General features: G+C 56.9%; 14 protein-coding genes. 2 read left to right on the top strand and 12 right to left on the bottom strand.

Annotated features, from left to right (window positions below; all coding sequences use genetic code 11):
* Positions 1-34 precede the first annotated feature (34 nt).
* The 9 genes from BT119_RS24500 to BT119_RS24460 form a co-directional block, all read right to left on the bottom strand.
* Entirely contained in the window at positions 35-1246 is a 1212-nt protein-coding gene (locus BT119_RS24500) for a TerD family protein (RefSeq protein WP_072367065.1), read from the bottom strand.
* Positions 1243-1836 carry a TerD family protein gene (locus BT119_RS24495; RefSeq protein ID WP_002552034.1) on the bottom strand — a complete coding sequence of 198 codons (594 nt, stop codon included), beginning with the start codon at positions 1834-1836 and terminating at the stop codon, positions 1243-1245. The genes BT119_RS24500 and BT119_RS24495 overlap by 4 nt, the downstream gene beginning before the upstream one ends.
* Positions 1837-1882: 46 nt before the next feature.
* Positions 1883-2629: an HAD-IB family hydrolase gene (locus BT119_RS24490; RefSeq protein ID WP_003371292.1), complete on the bottom strand. Its 747-nt coding sequence runs from the start codon at positions 2627-2629 to the stop codon at positions 1883-1885.
* On the bottom strand, positions 2630-3580 hold the full coding sequence (locus tag BT119_RS24485) for an HpcH/HpaI aldolase/citrate lyase family protein (protein ID WP_072367064.1): 951 nt from the start codon (positions 3578-3580) through the stop codon (positions 2630-2632). It lies immediately after the preceding gene.
* Positions 3580-4674: a cysteine protease StiP family protein gene (locus BT119_RS24480; protein WP_072367063.1), complete on the bottom strand. Its 1095-nt coding sequence runs from the start codon at positions 4672-4674 to the stop codon at positions 3580-3582. Before BT119_RS24480 ends, BT119_RS24485 begins: the two co-directional genes overlap by 1 nt.
* Positions 4667-5425 (bottom strand): HAD family hydrolase, encoded by a 759-nt coding sequence (locus tag BT119_RS24475; RefSeq protein ID WP_054082227.1) that lies wholly within the window; start codon positions 5423-5425, stop codon positions 4667-4669. Before BT119_RS24475 ends, BT119_RS24480 begins: the two co-directional genes overlap by 8 nt.
* Entirely contained in the window at positions 5418-6551 is a 1134-nt protein-coding gene (locus BT119_RS24470; RefSeq protein ID WP_072367062.1) for a phosphoribosyltransferase domain-containing protein, read from the bottom strand. Before BT119_RS24470 ends, BT119_RS24475 begins: the two co-directional genes overlap by 8 nt.
* Positions 6552-6617: 66 nt before the next feature.
* Positions 6618-7757: a trypsin-like peptidase domain-containing protein gene (locus BT119_RS24465; protein ID WP_072367061.1), complete on the bottom strand. Its 1140-nt coding sequence runs from the start codon at positions 7755-7757 to the stop codon at positions 6618-6620.
* A 54-nt stretch (positions 7758-7811) separates the two neighbouring features.
* A complete protein-coding gene (locus BT119_RS24460; protein ID WP_072367060.1) occupies positions 7812-8810 on the bottom strand; it encodes an ATP-grasp domain-containing protein in 999 nt (332 codons plus the stop codon).
* 119 nt (positions 8811-8929) lie between these two features.
* Between BT119_RS24460 and BT119_RS24455 the strand changes: the two genes are divergently transcribed.
* Positions 8930-9475 (top strand): DUF1523 family protein, encoded by a 546-nt coding sequence (locus BT119_RS24455; protein WP_003317774.1) that lies wholly within the window; start codon positions 8930-8932, stop codon positions 9473-9475.
* Positions 9476-9524: 49 nt separating this feature from the next.
* Here BT119_RS24455 and BT119_RS24450 read toward each other — a convergent pair whose 3' ends face one another.
* From BT119_RS24450 to BT119_RS24440, 3 genes are all read right to left on the bottom strand, one after another.
* Positions 9525-10811, bottom strand: a complete 1287-nt coding sequence (locus BT119_RS24450) for a lipopolysaccharide biosynthesis protein (protein ID WP_072367059.1) — start codon at positions 10809-10811, stop codon at positions 9525-9527.
* A 111-nt stretch (positions 10812-10922) separates the two neighbouring features.
* A complete protein-coding gene (locus BT119_RS24445) occupies positions 10923-12227 on the bottom strand; it encodes an O-antigen ligase family protein (RefSeq protein ID WP_072367058.1) in 1305 nt (434 codons plus the stop codon).
* A 162-nt stretch (positions 12228-12389) separates the two neighbouring features.
* Positions 12390-12785, bottom strand: a complete 396-nt coding sequence (locus tag BT119_RS24440; RefSeq protein ID WP_046719960.1) for a pilin — start codon at positions 12783-12785, stop codon at positions 12390-12392.
* A 225-nt stretch (positions 12786-13010) separates the two neighbouring features.
* Between BT119_RS24440 and pilB the strand changes: the two genes are divergently transcribed.
* Positions 13011-14705, top strand: coding sequence for a type IV-A pilus assembly ATPase PilB (pilB, locus tag BT119_RS24435; RefSeq protein ID WP_072367057.1), 1695 nt, complete (start codon positions 13011-13013; stop codon positions 14703-14705).

Raw genomic sequence — 14705 nt, 5'->3', positions numbered from 1 at the left:
GCGGCACAGCCAGCCCAGAAATACCACGGTATGTTTACTTGGAACCTGCAGCCCAGCGCATGCCCCATCCGTAGGCTTTATCCATGTTGCTGTGGCCGTTATGGAAATCCACACGACGCGTCACCTTGACCGCACCGTTGTCATTTTCCAGCAGGGCAATGGCACACATGCCCTGGCGACCGCCCTCTTCATTGAGGCGAACCTCGATGGGCGGCTGGCCCGGCGTGTGAATGGTGACGACCCCGTCGGTTTCCTTCCAGTTCGGCGCACCTTCATAGATGAACGCGTAGACCAGAATGCGACGGATCTTGCTCCAGTGCGCGCCATTGATATGCAGCCACTCACCGTCGCTGATCGAGCCGGTACGGTCATCGCCCATCAACTTGATGAACGGCTCGGTGTTGAGCGAACCGAACGAGTTGCCCAGCGCCTGAACAGCGCCTTTGAGACCGTCCTGCATTTCGAAGAGGCAGCCTACATCAAGGTCGATGGCATTGCTCTTCTTCATAGAGAAGAAGCCACCGCCCTTGCTGTCGTTACGACGGTTCCAGTTCAGGTTGACCCGAATCTCACCGAAACCGGCACTGGATTTTTCCAGACTGATCGAAGCACGGGTCTTGTCGAGCGTAATCTTGCTCAGACTGACGGTCGACTTGGGCACAGGCGCTGGAACAGGTGCAGGTGCAGGTGCAGGTGCAGGTGCAGGTGCAGGTGCAGGTGCAGGTGCAGGCTGATCCTGCGGCGCGGCGACTTCAACGCCGAAGTTTTTTGCCAATGGCTCAAGGCCGCCAGCAAAACCCTGGGCCACGCAACGGAACTTCCATGCCCCCTGACGCAGGTAGAACTCGCCCAGAATCAACGCGGTTTCTTTCATGCCGCTGGTAGGGATATCGGCTTCGATACCACCGGTGATGTTCAAGGCCAGGCGCGACACGCTGCCAAAACTGGCCTTGTTCTCATAGATGGTCGCCGTCAGGGCCACCTTCTCGATGACCGAGTCCAGACGGCTCGGATCAAGACTGAACACTGCGCGTCCGGCTGACGCTTCCGTCTGCTGCAGCGCACCGCCGTTCACGCTTTTCTGGCCGTAGAAACACATGTCCTGATCGCCACGGACCTTGCCGGAACCGGTCAGCAGGAACGCAGACACATCGATATCCGCATCCGCGAGCGGAGAGTAAATAACTTCCACCGTCAGCGGGCCGGCAGCGACCGGCGCGTTGGCGCCCGGAACAAGTTGGGTCATGCGCGTACAGCCCCGATCGCCAGCTCGACCAGATCATCTGCAGTACGGCCATTGGTGACCTGCCCTACTGCGGTGAAATCCCAACCTGCAGGGGTGCGCGCCAGATAGGACATCACCACGCCGGTGTGCTGACCTTTTTCGGACAGATCAAAGCGGCCCAATTCGTTACGGCTGCCCAGGTCGACAATACGGCAGTAGGCGTTGGCGACTTTTTCGAAATTCTGACCGGTGAACGAGTTGACGGTGAACACCAGGTATTTGACCGTGGCAGGCAGTTTTTCCAGATCGACGCTGATGGTTTCATCGTCGCCCGCGCCTTCGCCGGTACGGTTGTCACCCGAATGCTGAATGGCACCGTCACGCGATTGCAACTGGCGGAACCAGACCAGATCGAGGGGCTTTTTGTCGGCGTCGAGCATGATGCACGAGGCATCCAGGTCGATATCGCCGCCGCCACCACCGAGCAATTTACCGAAGAAACCACTGGCTTTTTCAGGGTCCCATCCAAGTCCCATGCTGACTTTCTTGAGGCCTGTACCAGCAGTTTTCTCGAGTGAGATCGTCTGGTTCTTTGCCAAAGTGAGTGCCATTTTTCGCTCCATGTGACGTTGGATTTCGGATAAAAGTGTTACAGCCTTACCGTGTTGGCCCGTCTTTGCCATCAGGATTGTGTAACTTGGCGTTAACGGGGCCTTTATAGCGGCCTCGACGCCACGTCGGATGGAACAAACGCCAGTGCGCATCCTGAGCAGCGGCGAGCAATTCGTGGTCACCTCGGGTGTCGCCCCAGGCGCGAACCCGGAACTGGGTCAATGGCCCGTAAACGCTCTCCAGGCGTGCAACTTTCGAGTCGCAACGGCAGTTGCTTCCTTCGATCAAGCCGGTCAGCTTGCCGTCGATCACTTCCAGATTGGTACCGATCAGCTCTACTTTCAGGCGATCAGCAAAAGGTTGCAGGACCATAGCAGGCGATGCTGAACAAAGCGTGACAATGGCACCCTTCTCGATTTCAGCGGCAATGGACTCCAGCGCGGCAGGACGCATCAGGCGTTTCCAGTGCGACTGGCAGAACGCTTCAGCCTTCTGCTGCAGCCACTGCACTTCGACGCCACTGAGGAAGGCCTTGATCAGGCGGCCTTTCAGTTCGTCGCGGGTCACGCGCTTGGCAAGAAAGCCGATGCTCGGCAATACCAGCCGTGCCATACGCACAGAGAAGGCTCGTTGCCCAAAGGCGAACTTGAGAAACGGCACGAAGCTGTCGTGTCGGGTGATGGTCCCGTCAAAATCGAAAACCGCCAACAGGCGTTGTTCAACTTCGATTTCAAGGTCGGGTCCTGCTGGTTCAAGATCGGGTTCTACGGTTTCAAGGTCAGGTTCTATCATCTAGCTAACTGCCTCAGCGAGTCGAATGCTGGCATCCATGATCGAAGCGGGTGCGGATAACACTCCATGCCATTTGGCGCGCTCCATGATGTGGGTTGCCCATTTATAGTGGGTAGCCGGTTCACACATCGCGTCGTTGTACTTGAACACTGCGGGGGCCACAGAGTTCAAAATCATCCGGGCGGAGTTGATGTCCTCCAGACTGACGCGTAGCGCATTCTGAATGATATTGACCTGCGAGGGGTGAATTGCCGTTTTACCGACCAATCCATTGGTAATATCCAGCGCCAGCTCATGCTCCAGAATGTCCGGAGTAGCCAGTTGCTCGAACACCGGAGCGGTAAGCGCAAAGCCCTGCGAACCCATGACACCCGCCAGCATGGGGATGACATACCCCATCGGCGTCGAATACAGGGTCATGGCCGGATTACGGCGCAGCCCCAGGCAGCCCATCAGGTCATTGCCCCCGATGCGCAACGCAATGATCCGCTCGCACAGACTGGCCTTCAAGGCTTCCCCCAGCTCGACCATCGCTGTCGGATTGAACACTTCAGGGGTTTCCAGTGTAGGCATCAACGCCAGCGCCGGGTTGGTGACGGCCTGCTCCCAGTTCGTCAGACTTTTCAGCGAGAGCTTGGGAACAACGAAACCGTCGACGTGCGCCATCAGCGGCCAGTCGTTGAGAATTCGCGCCATCGCAGCGTCTCTTGGACGCACGAACAGCAGCGGACCGTCGGCCGGACGACCGCCACGATCGCGGATACGGGTGAGTACCTGACGAAGATTGAGTAACGCCGTGTCGACATCGGTCAGTGCTACGGCGTCTTCCAGACAGACGACCAGCGAACGCAGCTCGGGAATCTTTTCACCGAACACCACGTCGACAATGTCGTCCCGGGTCGCGGGCATGTACAGCGTTGCCCCCAGCGCATAAGGCGAGAATAAGGCCATTAGCTCAGACTCCGAATGATGGTCACAGCCCGATAGGGCCCCAGGAGATCGCCGACTTCTTCGACGGGAATCCCCGCTTTTTCGGTCAGGTGCAACAGCAATTGCACGTCGCTGTCAGCCAGGTTGCGCACCAGTACATGATCCGGCACGCGGCGCATGACCGCTCTGGTGGCTTCGGCAATGCCCGGCTTGATGCGATTGAAGTTATTGATCCCGAAGCGCTCGGCCAGACGGTCAACCACCTGTAATGCGGCGGCCTTGAGTTCGGTTCGCTGAGGCAGCGTCCAGGGTGTCAGTGTGAGCGTAGAACCGTTTTGACGACGCTGGCTGTCGATCTGTTCAATAAAAGACTGCGTGACGTCGTGGTCCCGCAACTGCTCGTACACCACGCAACCGTGCAGCCCGCCGTCCGTCGGCCAGATAGAGCGCGACACCAGACCGGACACCGTGGCACCGAGAATGCCGGACGGAATCACCCAGTCCTCTGCCGACGCTGCCAGCCAGGCACTGCCGCACGGATCGGCCAGCACCACCAGCCGTGGCTGATCCGGAAAGCGCGTATCGCCCGCCAGACTGCGACGGATCTCCCCCGAAATCGCGCCCTTGCCGGTCCAGCCGTCGACGAACACGATGTTCTGCGCGCCGTGGGCCTGAATAATGGCTTCAAGCGCCACCGTATCAATGCCGCGATCACGGACGATACTGATGCCGTAGTGGTGCGCTTCGCAGCCCAGATCGATCAGCGCCCGTCGCAACAGCACACCCAGCGGCAGACCGGCGCGCACGAACGACACCAGAATGATTTCAGCGCCTGTGCAATCGCGGTCAAGCGCCTGGGCCAGAGCCTGTACATCTTCGGCCATGCGCGCGCCGTTCTGCTTGAGCGCCCGCTCATACAGCGCCTTGTGAGCGGCGCTGGGCGCTGACTCCTCGCTGATCATTTCCGAATAGTGCTTCTGTCGCGTCTGAATCAGGCGCTCCTTCTCCTCGACGCTGGTGGTCTGCATCGCCACGCCGCGCAACAGAAAATGCACGTCGTCGTGCAGGTAACTGCCACTACCGACCGTATCGAGCCCGTGAACGGGATCACTCATGCGCGGCTCCGACAAACATTTTCGCCAACTGACTGCGGGCAGGCGTCGCCCACCAGTGGCACTCTTCCATGAAACCCAGATCGGTAATGCTGTCGCCAAAACCGAGCACCGGGCGTTCGCCATTGATCGCCTTGTCGCGTCGCAGCCACTCCTGAACCGCGTAACGCTTGGCCAGCCCTTCGGGCAGAAAGGCCAGATTGTTGCCGTTACCATGAATATGCATGCCGTCGAGCAAGCCACGCGCCTGCACTTCGGCCAGCACTTTGCCGAGGATGCTGTCATCGCTCTCGTTGTGCTTGGTCACGACGTAATGGAACAACTGCGCCTCTTCGACCACCCAGCCGCGCAATGAAAACCCCAGCTCCTGACCGATCGCCAGTGTCGTCGCCGACAGCTCATGCAGACGCGACTGGTAACTGGTCAGGGTCTGTTTCATCTGTTCGTTCCAGTCATGGTCCAGCCGTCCCATGACATCGAGCATCACGCCACCATGGGAGCAGATCGCACCTGCGGTGAACGGCAGTTTGACCCGGCTGTAGGCCTCGACACTGCGCGCCGTCACCGGCACCACATCGGAATGCGCCAGCAGCCAGTGCGCGAACGACTTCTGCACATTGGTCATGTAGCCATTGGCATTACCAGAGATGTCCAGCGTTGCGACGTGCTTTTCAATGTCAGCCGGCGTTTTGCGCGCGGTCTGGAACAGGGTGTCGTCCAGATCGACGAAGATCAACGGGCGGTCGTTACTCATCGCAGATGACCTCGGCGTTCAGTGCTTCGATCAACTCGGCAGGCACCGCCTGCCTTGGGGTTTCGGTACAGATCAGCACCCGGTCGAACTGACCCGGCCGCACGTTGTAGAGGAAGTTGGGAATGCCCAGGCCATAGTTGTCGGAGAACGACAGCGCATGGCCGATGGCGTGACCGAGTGCGATCGGTGAACGGCTGGTGGAGCTGAAGTGCACGTCGGCTCCGGCCTTCTCCAGACGCTCGGCGAGCAGGAACGGACGCCAGACGAATTCGCTGGTGCCAACCACCAGAATGCGCTCGCCCTTTTTGACGGTAATACCGGGTGCCAGCGTATCGGCCACCGAGAGCACACCCATGCGTCCCCAATCGTTGGCGGTGACCAGCGGCCAGTCACCCATGGCAACGGTGCCGACTTCCGGCATCTCAGGCAGCGGCGCGCTTAAGTCTTCATCGAAGAAGTAAGAGCCTTGCAGCAGCGAAACCTGTTCTGCCACTGCGCCCATCGAGGTACTGACCGCGCCCGCCGACCAGTCGGTGAGCACACAGGTCACCACCCGCTCGATTTTGCTCAAGCCGGCGTCAACCAACGCTTGATGCAGGTTGATGAAGGTCTTGCCTGTGGACGCCTCGTCATCGACCAGCACCAGCGAACGGGCACCGAGCATCATCTCGCGTAACGCCGGATCGACGGGCAGGTGGATCAGATGAGCGCTGGCGTGGCTGTGCTCTTCTTCAAAGCGGGCAAACAGCGCGCTGCCGGTCGGATGGCGCGTGCTGACCATGTACAAGGCATCCGGGCGCGTTGCGCTATAGGCACGGTGTACGCCGGCACCAAGGCCGACAGCCGTTTCGGCCATGCCGATGACCAGCACCGGGCCGGGCAGGTCTGCGGGGATCTTGTGCGCCAGGTCCTGAAAACTTTTCAGCATCACGCCTGGACGCGCAGGGATATGGCGCCCCAAGACTCGGGACACGAAGAGAAACGCGCGCTTGGGGTTACGCCGCTCGGCGAAGCCGAACAGTGAATCCGGAGCGATGGTCGACGAATCGACGCTGACATCGAGGCGACCACGAAGCAGATCAGCACGAAGCTTTGTAGGGTTGGAAAAAGCTGCGCTGCTGTCCATCGATAAATTCCTGATTAGCGGGGCCGCAGCCCCTGACGCCTGCAGACCAGCCAGGCAACACCGGCTTCACTGGCGAGAGGCTTCAACAAGCCATAACGACGACTGAGCGGTGCGTGAGATTTCTGTGGTGGTGTACGACCTTTCCGGGCGGGCATGCGCAGCGTCGATGCGGCACGCCTGCAGGAAGGCCAGCAACAGTGCGGACTTCACGGCGAAGTTCATGTTTTGTCCGTCCGGTACGGTTGAGGTCACCATGCCAATCACCGCGCCCCCGTTGTCGAATAACGGGCTGCCACTGGACCCCGGCTGTATCGGTGCCGTGAACTGAAACAGGCTGGCATCGTTGTGCAGACCGAACAGACCGGAGATCCCGCCCTGAGTCACCTGCAACCCGCCACCTGAAATGGACGCCAGTGGATAGCCCAAAACCGCTACGGTATCACCCGGCTCACAGCCCTGCCCGTCCCGGAATGTAACCGGAGACAACAGCGGTGCGCCCTGCACGCGCAGCAGCGCAATGTCGTTGCGACGGTCGATGACCACCGGCTCGGCCTTGTAACGGCCTTCCAGTGAAGTGATATAGAACACGCCCATGTCTTCGATGACATGCGCACAGGTCATGACGTGCGCCGGGCCGACCACGAACGCCGTGCCGGTCGCCGACTCATGCCGTGGCCCACCACCCGAACCCGCAGACGGGCGGCGCGGATGGCGATCATCCACGTCCAGTCCGATCTTGCGCCCGAACGCCGACAGTCCATACGCCGAGCCTTCGCTCAGCGCGCGGAATTTCCATTGCTCATTGCGCTTGTAGAACTCGCCGATGATGATCGCCGCTTCGCCGTTATCGCGCAGGTCCAGGCGGTGCTCGATATCGCCATCCACTTTGAGGTGCAGGCTGGCAATATCGCGGATCGGCCCCATGGCGGCGTAGACGTAGACCATCAGCAGCACGCGATCACTGCCCTTCGGCAACCTGTCCAGCCATAACGTGCAGCCAACATCCTGAGGGCCGCCGCTCCACTCCATCCAGCCTTGTTCCTGATGCAGCAACGCTGGGTCGCCCATCGGCTGGCGCTTATCGTTGACCGCCAGCAAGGCGACCGCTGCGTACTCACCAAAAACCGAAGACTTACCGCTCTCCAGGCTCCAGGAGCAGTGGGCGTTAGCTAAAGCAGTGTTTGCACCTGGCGCAAGAAGCTTCATGCCCGATCCTCCCTGATAAGAGCGATTAGTGATAGCAAAAATCTATTATTACGATCAAACCGAGGCCCGTACAGCGACCGTGATGGCCTTGACGCGGATATCTTCGAGCCAATGTGTTTCCGGTTCTTTCAAGCCGAGACGCCGGGCCGCAAAAATACCCGGCAGGTTGATGCCGGTTTCACGGGTGTAACCAATGCCACCTGAATAACGCGGGTTGATTTCCAGCAAGCGCGGCTTGCCATCCGCGTCGTCGCGGGTCTGCACATTGATCAGCCCGTCGCAAGCAAAATGCTCCGCCGCACGTACCGCCAGCTTTACCGCTTCGCTGTCACGCTCGAAAGTCTGATTGAGCCCCACCTTGCGCCGCCCGACAAAGGCGACCGCCTTGCCGTGCTCGCAAACCATGTCTACCGAACACTCACTGCCCGGCATATACGGCATGAGCAGCATGTCCGGCACGTCATCAGCCTGACGATAAGCATTAAGGTACGCCTGAAAGGTCGTCTCACGCGCGTCGGGGTTGGCGAAACAACGAAAATCGTCAACGTCGGTCTTGAAGCGCCAGAAGCCGCGCCCGTAAATCCCGACCACCGGCTTGATACACACCTCGCCAGACACCACCAACGCATCGTAAGCCGCCTGCAACTCCTCGGCATTGCTGACGGCAATCCCCGGAATACACGCCAGCCCCGCCGCTTCGGCCGCCGCCGTGAAACGACTCTTGTCATCGACATCCATGAAGGTCTGCAGGGACGTTCCGCCGGTAACGAGGTCCAACCCCTCAGCGACAAAACGCGCACGCTGCGCTTCGTAAAAGCTGCCTATACGCCCGGCGACAATAATCTTGACGCCCAGCGAGCGAGCAGTCTGCAGCACCCAGTCGATACGCTCGTCGTTATCGACCGGCTCTTGCAGCGCCACATCGGCCTGCCCGGTGATTTCGGAGCGCTGCTGGCGATGCGAAGCGATGATCTGCACCGACGCAGGCAGCGCATCGCGCGCACCCATGATCACTTCACGCTGGCTGGATTGCCCTTCAAGGAACCAAATCATGTCAATCTCCGGGAGACAACGCCGTCAGCAACGGCCTTGTCGAATTTTGTAATAACTGTTTTGCTTCGAAATGTTCGGATTAGGGCAAAGTCACGCAATTTTAAACAGAGGACGCTGGTATGAAGTGGCTGAGAAGGTCGATTTGGCTTGTGGTATTCGTTGCACTGGGGATCGGCGCATTAAGCCTCTACTACGTCCTGCCGCGCCATGATGTCGTGATGATCACCGGCGTGGAAGTCAAAAGAATGGACGCCGACGGCGTCATCAACGCCGAAAACCCGGCAGACGGCCCGACCCGCGACGTGTACTTCATCAACACCGAAGACCCGGACAGCAAGAAAGTCGTGGTCTACCGCAACGAAGACACCGGCTGGAGCTTCCCGTGGTACTTCAAATTCGACTCCGCCGACATCCAGGCCAAAGCCCAGGGCTACTCGCGCGATTCCCAGCAACTGGCTTTGATCCGTTACTACGGCTGGCGGATAACGATCCTGTCGATGTTTCCCAACGTGACAGAGGTTGAGGCGGTGACGAGTCGTGATCAGCCGTTTCCGATTTTTAATACGATCTTTTTTGTGGTGGTGGGGTTGCTGGTGGTGATGGTTGTGGTTGGGGTTAGGAGGAGGTTTAAAGGGCGGGCGCGGGTTGATGGGGTGGTGCGTTAACACTGGGCTTTGAGCTCTGGCTCTCGACGGATGGCTTCCGGTGAGAGCCTTAGTGAGCGGAAGTGTCGGGCTTCACTGCGAGGATACCGCCCAACAGCAGGCAGATCGTAAGTATTGCTTCTGAAGAAACGGTTGCCCATGCAGCCCCCATGGCTCCATGTAGTGGTACAAGCCACGCATTAAGGCACACGTTCGCGAATAACGAAAATGCCGCACTGATCAGAAAGAAACGCTCTTGATGAGTTGCAACTGCGCATTGCGTAAGAACAAAATTTGGGAGAGCAAAGAACAATGAAATCGACAACCAACCCATGATGGGCTGTGTTTCGTCCACATAAGCGCTACCAAAAAGCAGGCCTACTCCCCAGCCGCCTGATATCCAGCCACCGCCTGCCAGCAACGCACCAATCGCAAAAGCGATCAGGATCGCCTTGCGGCTGAAATTAACGCTACCTTCCGGCGTCTCCGCCAGATGCCGCATGCGCCGGAATATCACTAGCGCTACAGGAGTAGCAAGCAGCATGACGCCGTCAATCAACCGGCAAGCAACGGCGTAGGAGCCTACTTGCGGGACATAACCCAGCACGCTATGCAAAATGACGATGTCTACGCGGTGGTAGATTGTTGTAAGCAGGTCTAGCAACAGAAAAACGAACGCACTGCGGTAAGCCCACACGGGCAACATCAGCGGTGCTTTGATCAGCATAGGCAACTCTCGCCGAAACCAAACAAACGTCAATAACAGGCCAAGCCCCCAGGCAGAGAAGATAGCGACCGGTGTCAGGCCGAAGATGGCAATGCTGGACAGGATCATCAGCGCGCTCAGACTTCGAGAGCAAACCTGAAAGAAAGCATCCTTGGAAAACTCTCCAGCGCCTTTTAGCCATGACGATAACCATGTAACCAGCGTAATTGCGCTGAAACAGAACACTGCAGCAGCCAGCGCGAAACCATCTATCCAGCGAGAAGCCAGGCAGGCGAGCAGCATTAACATCAGGCTGCTGATTACAAGATGCAATAACGCCTGGCGCGGCAGCGTTTGATTCAACGCCTTCAGGGCTGCCGTAGGAGAGGCTCGCTCACGTAAAAAAAGGGTTTTAAGTCCCGCGTCCTGAATCAATGCAAGAAACATAGCGAGAACATAAATGTAGGTGTAAGCGCCAAAGGCGTCTGGCCCCATGCTTCTCGCCAGGAGAACTGAGATCCCAAGCGACATTGCAGCGCCGTAAATCGTTGACATCCACTGAACGATCAGAGGACTGCCTTTCCTCAACAGAGAAAATACCGAGAAATTCGATGGAGTTTCAGTGCCCTGTAAAGGCATCTTTGCAGCCATTGAATACTCCGAAAGAAAAAATTTTATCCACAACTCACCAAGACGAGTCTCTGCTTACTCGTCTCAGGATCAGGCTACCTCACGCACAAAATGCTAGCACAAGTGTTGTCGTCATCTCGCGGGGGGATCCGCAATAACTCCCTGCATCCAAAAACGTGGAAGATATCGCCCACCGAAATCCTCACTAAATTGCTGTCTGCGTGTGTCCATGTCGGGTACGTCGCGAACAATGGTGTAGAGAATCATGCCCGTCGCAAGCGTCAGGCAAAGCAACCATGCACGACTGAGCGCAATACTGGCCGGACGGGGGGCTATTTGCCATTCATGCAACGCCAGCAGCCAGCCTATAATGATCGCCAGCCAAAGTTGTGAATACGGCATAACGATCACGCCATCAACCATTGACTGGGTAAGGGCACCAATAAGACTGGCGAACAGGCACAGGCGCATCAGGTCTACAGGCTCAAGGGACAGCGCATGCTTACGCACTAGAACAGCGGTGGCGCTCAGCCCATATAACGCCAGACCTGCCACGCATAACGTCGAGGGAATCCCCCACTCACAGGCCCATTGCAGAATGGCCTGATGTGGGTGCGCCGCCACGGCATTCCATATATCAGCGAAATGCATGGGGCCGAAGCCCAATAGCGGGCGCTCTTTGATCATTGCCCATGCTTGTTGCCAGAGGATTTCCCGTGCGGACAGTGACGTGGTCAGGCGGTCGCCGGCAAAATTGCTGACTTCGATACCCAACAGGCCTGGTAGCACGCTGAATAGCAGAGTAAATAGCAGAAGCCCGGCCGTAGCAGCAGCGAGTTGCCAGCCTGACCAGCGTCGCCCTGCGTGCCCCAGGCAAAACATTAAGGCAACTGCAACCCCCATACCCAGCCATGTCCCGCGAGTCCCTCCACTGATCGCGATCATCCACCAGAGACTGGTCAGGCAGAACAAGCCGATCTTGATCGAGCGCCGTGTAGAGGTCAGTAGTAGCGGCAGTACAAGTAAGGGCAAAGTGAAGGTCTGAAATTGGCCGTAAAAACGCTTGTTGGAAAAGCCGTCGAGTAGCAGGTCGGTGTCGAGGGTTGGGGCGGAGCTGAGGAATGCTGCTGTGGAGGCGGATAGAAACTGGATTGTTTTAACAGTGCAGATAAAGATGACGAAGCCTATGAAGGCGCGATCCAATTGGGTACCGTAAACGTTTCTTTGCAAAGCGAATGCGCAGCCGATACCGCAAGAAAGCAGCAGGACGGACAGTTCAGTTAACGCCCAAAGGGGACGGTGGGACATGAAACTGGAGACGAACCCCATCACCACAACACTAAAAAAAAACAACTTTACTTGGGACGACACAGTGCAGAAACTTAACTGTTTAGCCGAATACTTTAATAACAAAAAAAGCGATGAAAAACCAATCAAAAATTGTGCAACTCTCTGGGAATCATGTCCGGAAAATCCATAAAAACATGAACTGAATATCAATATAGCACAGCAGTAGAGAAAAAAAATCATGGAATCCCACTAAAACGCTTTGACAAAAAAGGCGCCATAAGCGCCTTTCTCATTGCCGTATGCAAGTTATTAAGAGGCTGCCCCTGAACATCCACTAGGTGCAGCTGAGACCGGCACAACGACGCATCCCCATGTCACACTACCACCAACGGTTGTTGCAGCAGGGAAGGTTGGTGTAAGCCTAACTGTCACAGCTGGAGTCGCCTTGTTAGCTGAAAGAACACCAGCCCCAGTGCAGCCAGCAATCGCACTAGCACCCGTACCACATACATCTGCGGCAGCCGAGCCATTGGAGTAGTTCTCTGCTACCGCCAACTTGGCGGAATCCAAGCTAGCGAGCAGAGCAGAGGCCTGCGCGCGCAAGGTGTAGTTTTGATAGGAAGGAATGGCCACAGCAGCCAGAATACCGATGATCGCAACAACGATCATCAACTCGATCAACGTGAAACCTTTTTGTGTTTGCATGCGTACTTCTCCAGGCGTCAATAAGGTAGTGCCTTGACTCCGGTCAAGCATAGCCCGTGCCAATATCGAGCAAGGCGCTACCTACCGCTTCAAATCGGGTCTTTCACGACTGGGCGTTATCAGAAACGAGCAGAAACTGACAATTTTTGTCATATGGCTCACTGCCAATTGGCAGCATCGCCTGACTAAGCTATAACCCTCACATTGTCTGTGTCTGGTGGCTATATGTCTGATGCTGTCCTCACCGGTTTGGCCAAACAATTGGTCTTGGCCGAGCTGCTTACCGAAACCGCTGCGCAACAAGCTTATCAGCAGGCGCGCCGCGACAAGGTTTCACTGGTAAGTTATCTGGTCCAGAACAAACTGGTCAAAAGCCTGACGCTGGCAGAAATGGCCTCTGATCAGTTCGGCGTACCTTTCATGGACCTTGCCAGCCTGGACAAGGAAAGCCAGCCCAAGGGGCTGGTCAGTGAAAAGCTGATTCGTCAGCACCATGCACTGCCGCTATGGCGACGTGGTAATAAGCTGTTTATAGGCATCTCAGACCCTACCAACCACCAGGCAGTCACTGACATACAGTTCAGTACCGGCCTGAACACTGAAGCGATTCTGGTTGAAGATGACAAGCTGACCATTGCCATAGACCGTTTTTTTGACACTGAAAGTGGCCTTGGGGAACTGGCGGATATCGACCTTGGCCTGGACATTGAGCCTGCAAGTGACAAGGAAACCTCCCTGGCCACTCAGAGTGATGCCGATGATGCTCCAGTGGTGCGCTTCGTCAACAAAATGCTGATGGATGCAATACGCCTAGGGTCATCCGACCTGCACTTTGAACCTTACGAAAAGATCTTTCGCGTGCGCCTGCGCACCGACGGTATTTTGCATGAAGTGGCCAAACCACCGATTCATCTGGCCAACCGAATTGCTGCGCGACTGAAAGTTATGGCCAGCCTCGATATCTCGGAACGACGAAAACCGCAGGACGGCAGGGTCAAGCTGCGAGTGTCAAAAAACAAAGCGATCGACTTCCGCATGAACACACTGCCAACACTGTGGGGCGAGAAGATCGTGATGCGGATTCTCGATCCGACCAGCGCACAGATGGGCATTGACGCATTGGGCTATGAACCGGACCAAAAAGCTTTGTATATGGAAGCCTTGAAACAACCCCAAGGCATGATTCTTGTGACCGGCCCCACCGGCTCGGGTAAAACCGTTTCGCTATATACCGGCCTGAACATTCTCAACACCGTGGACATCAACATTTCCACTGCTGAAGACCCAGTAGAAATCAATCTGGAAGGCATCAATCAGGTCAACGTCAACCCGCGTCAGGGACTGGACTTTTCTCAAGCCTTGCGCGCATTCCTGCGTCAAGATCCCGACGTAATCATGGTCGGCGAGATACGAGACCTGGAAACAGCCGAAATCGCCATTAAAGCCTCGCAGACCGGCCACATGGTGTTATCTACTCTGCATACTAACAGCGCTGCAGAAACTCTGACTCGCTTGCATCATATGGGTGTCGCAGCGTTCAACATCGCTACGGCGATTAACCTCATCATTGCCCAGCGGCTGGCGCGCAAGCTATGCAGCCATTGCAAGAAAGAGCTCGACATACCCCGGGAAACGCTCATCCAGGAGGGGTTTCCAGAGGAGAAGATCGGTACGTTTAAAATCTATGGCCCAGTAGGGTGTGAGCATTGCAACGGCGGCTACAGGGGCAGGGTCGGCATTTACGAAGTAGTCAAGAAAACACCAGAACTGGAACGCATCATCATGGAAGAAGGCAATTCGCTGGAGATTTCCAGGCAGATGCGCAAGGACGGCTTCAATGATTTGAGGACCTCCGGGCTGTCGAAGGCCATGCAAGGTATTACCAGCCTTGAAGAAGTCAACCGCGTGACAAAGGATTAA

It is taken from the genome of Pseudomonas sp. NFACC10-1, assembly GCF_900119195.1.
In the GTDB taxonomy this organism is placed as follows: domain Bacteria; phylum Pseudomonadota; class Gammaproteobacteria; order Pseudomonadales; family Pseudomonadaceae; genus Aquipseudomonas; species Aquipseudomonas cerasi.
The sequence above is the reverse complement of the archived record's forward strand: the minus strand, read 5'-3'. Positions and strand labels throughout refer to the sequence as shown.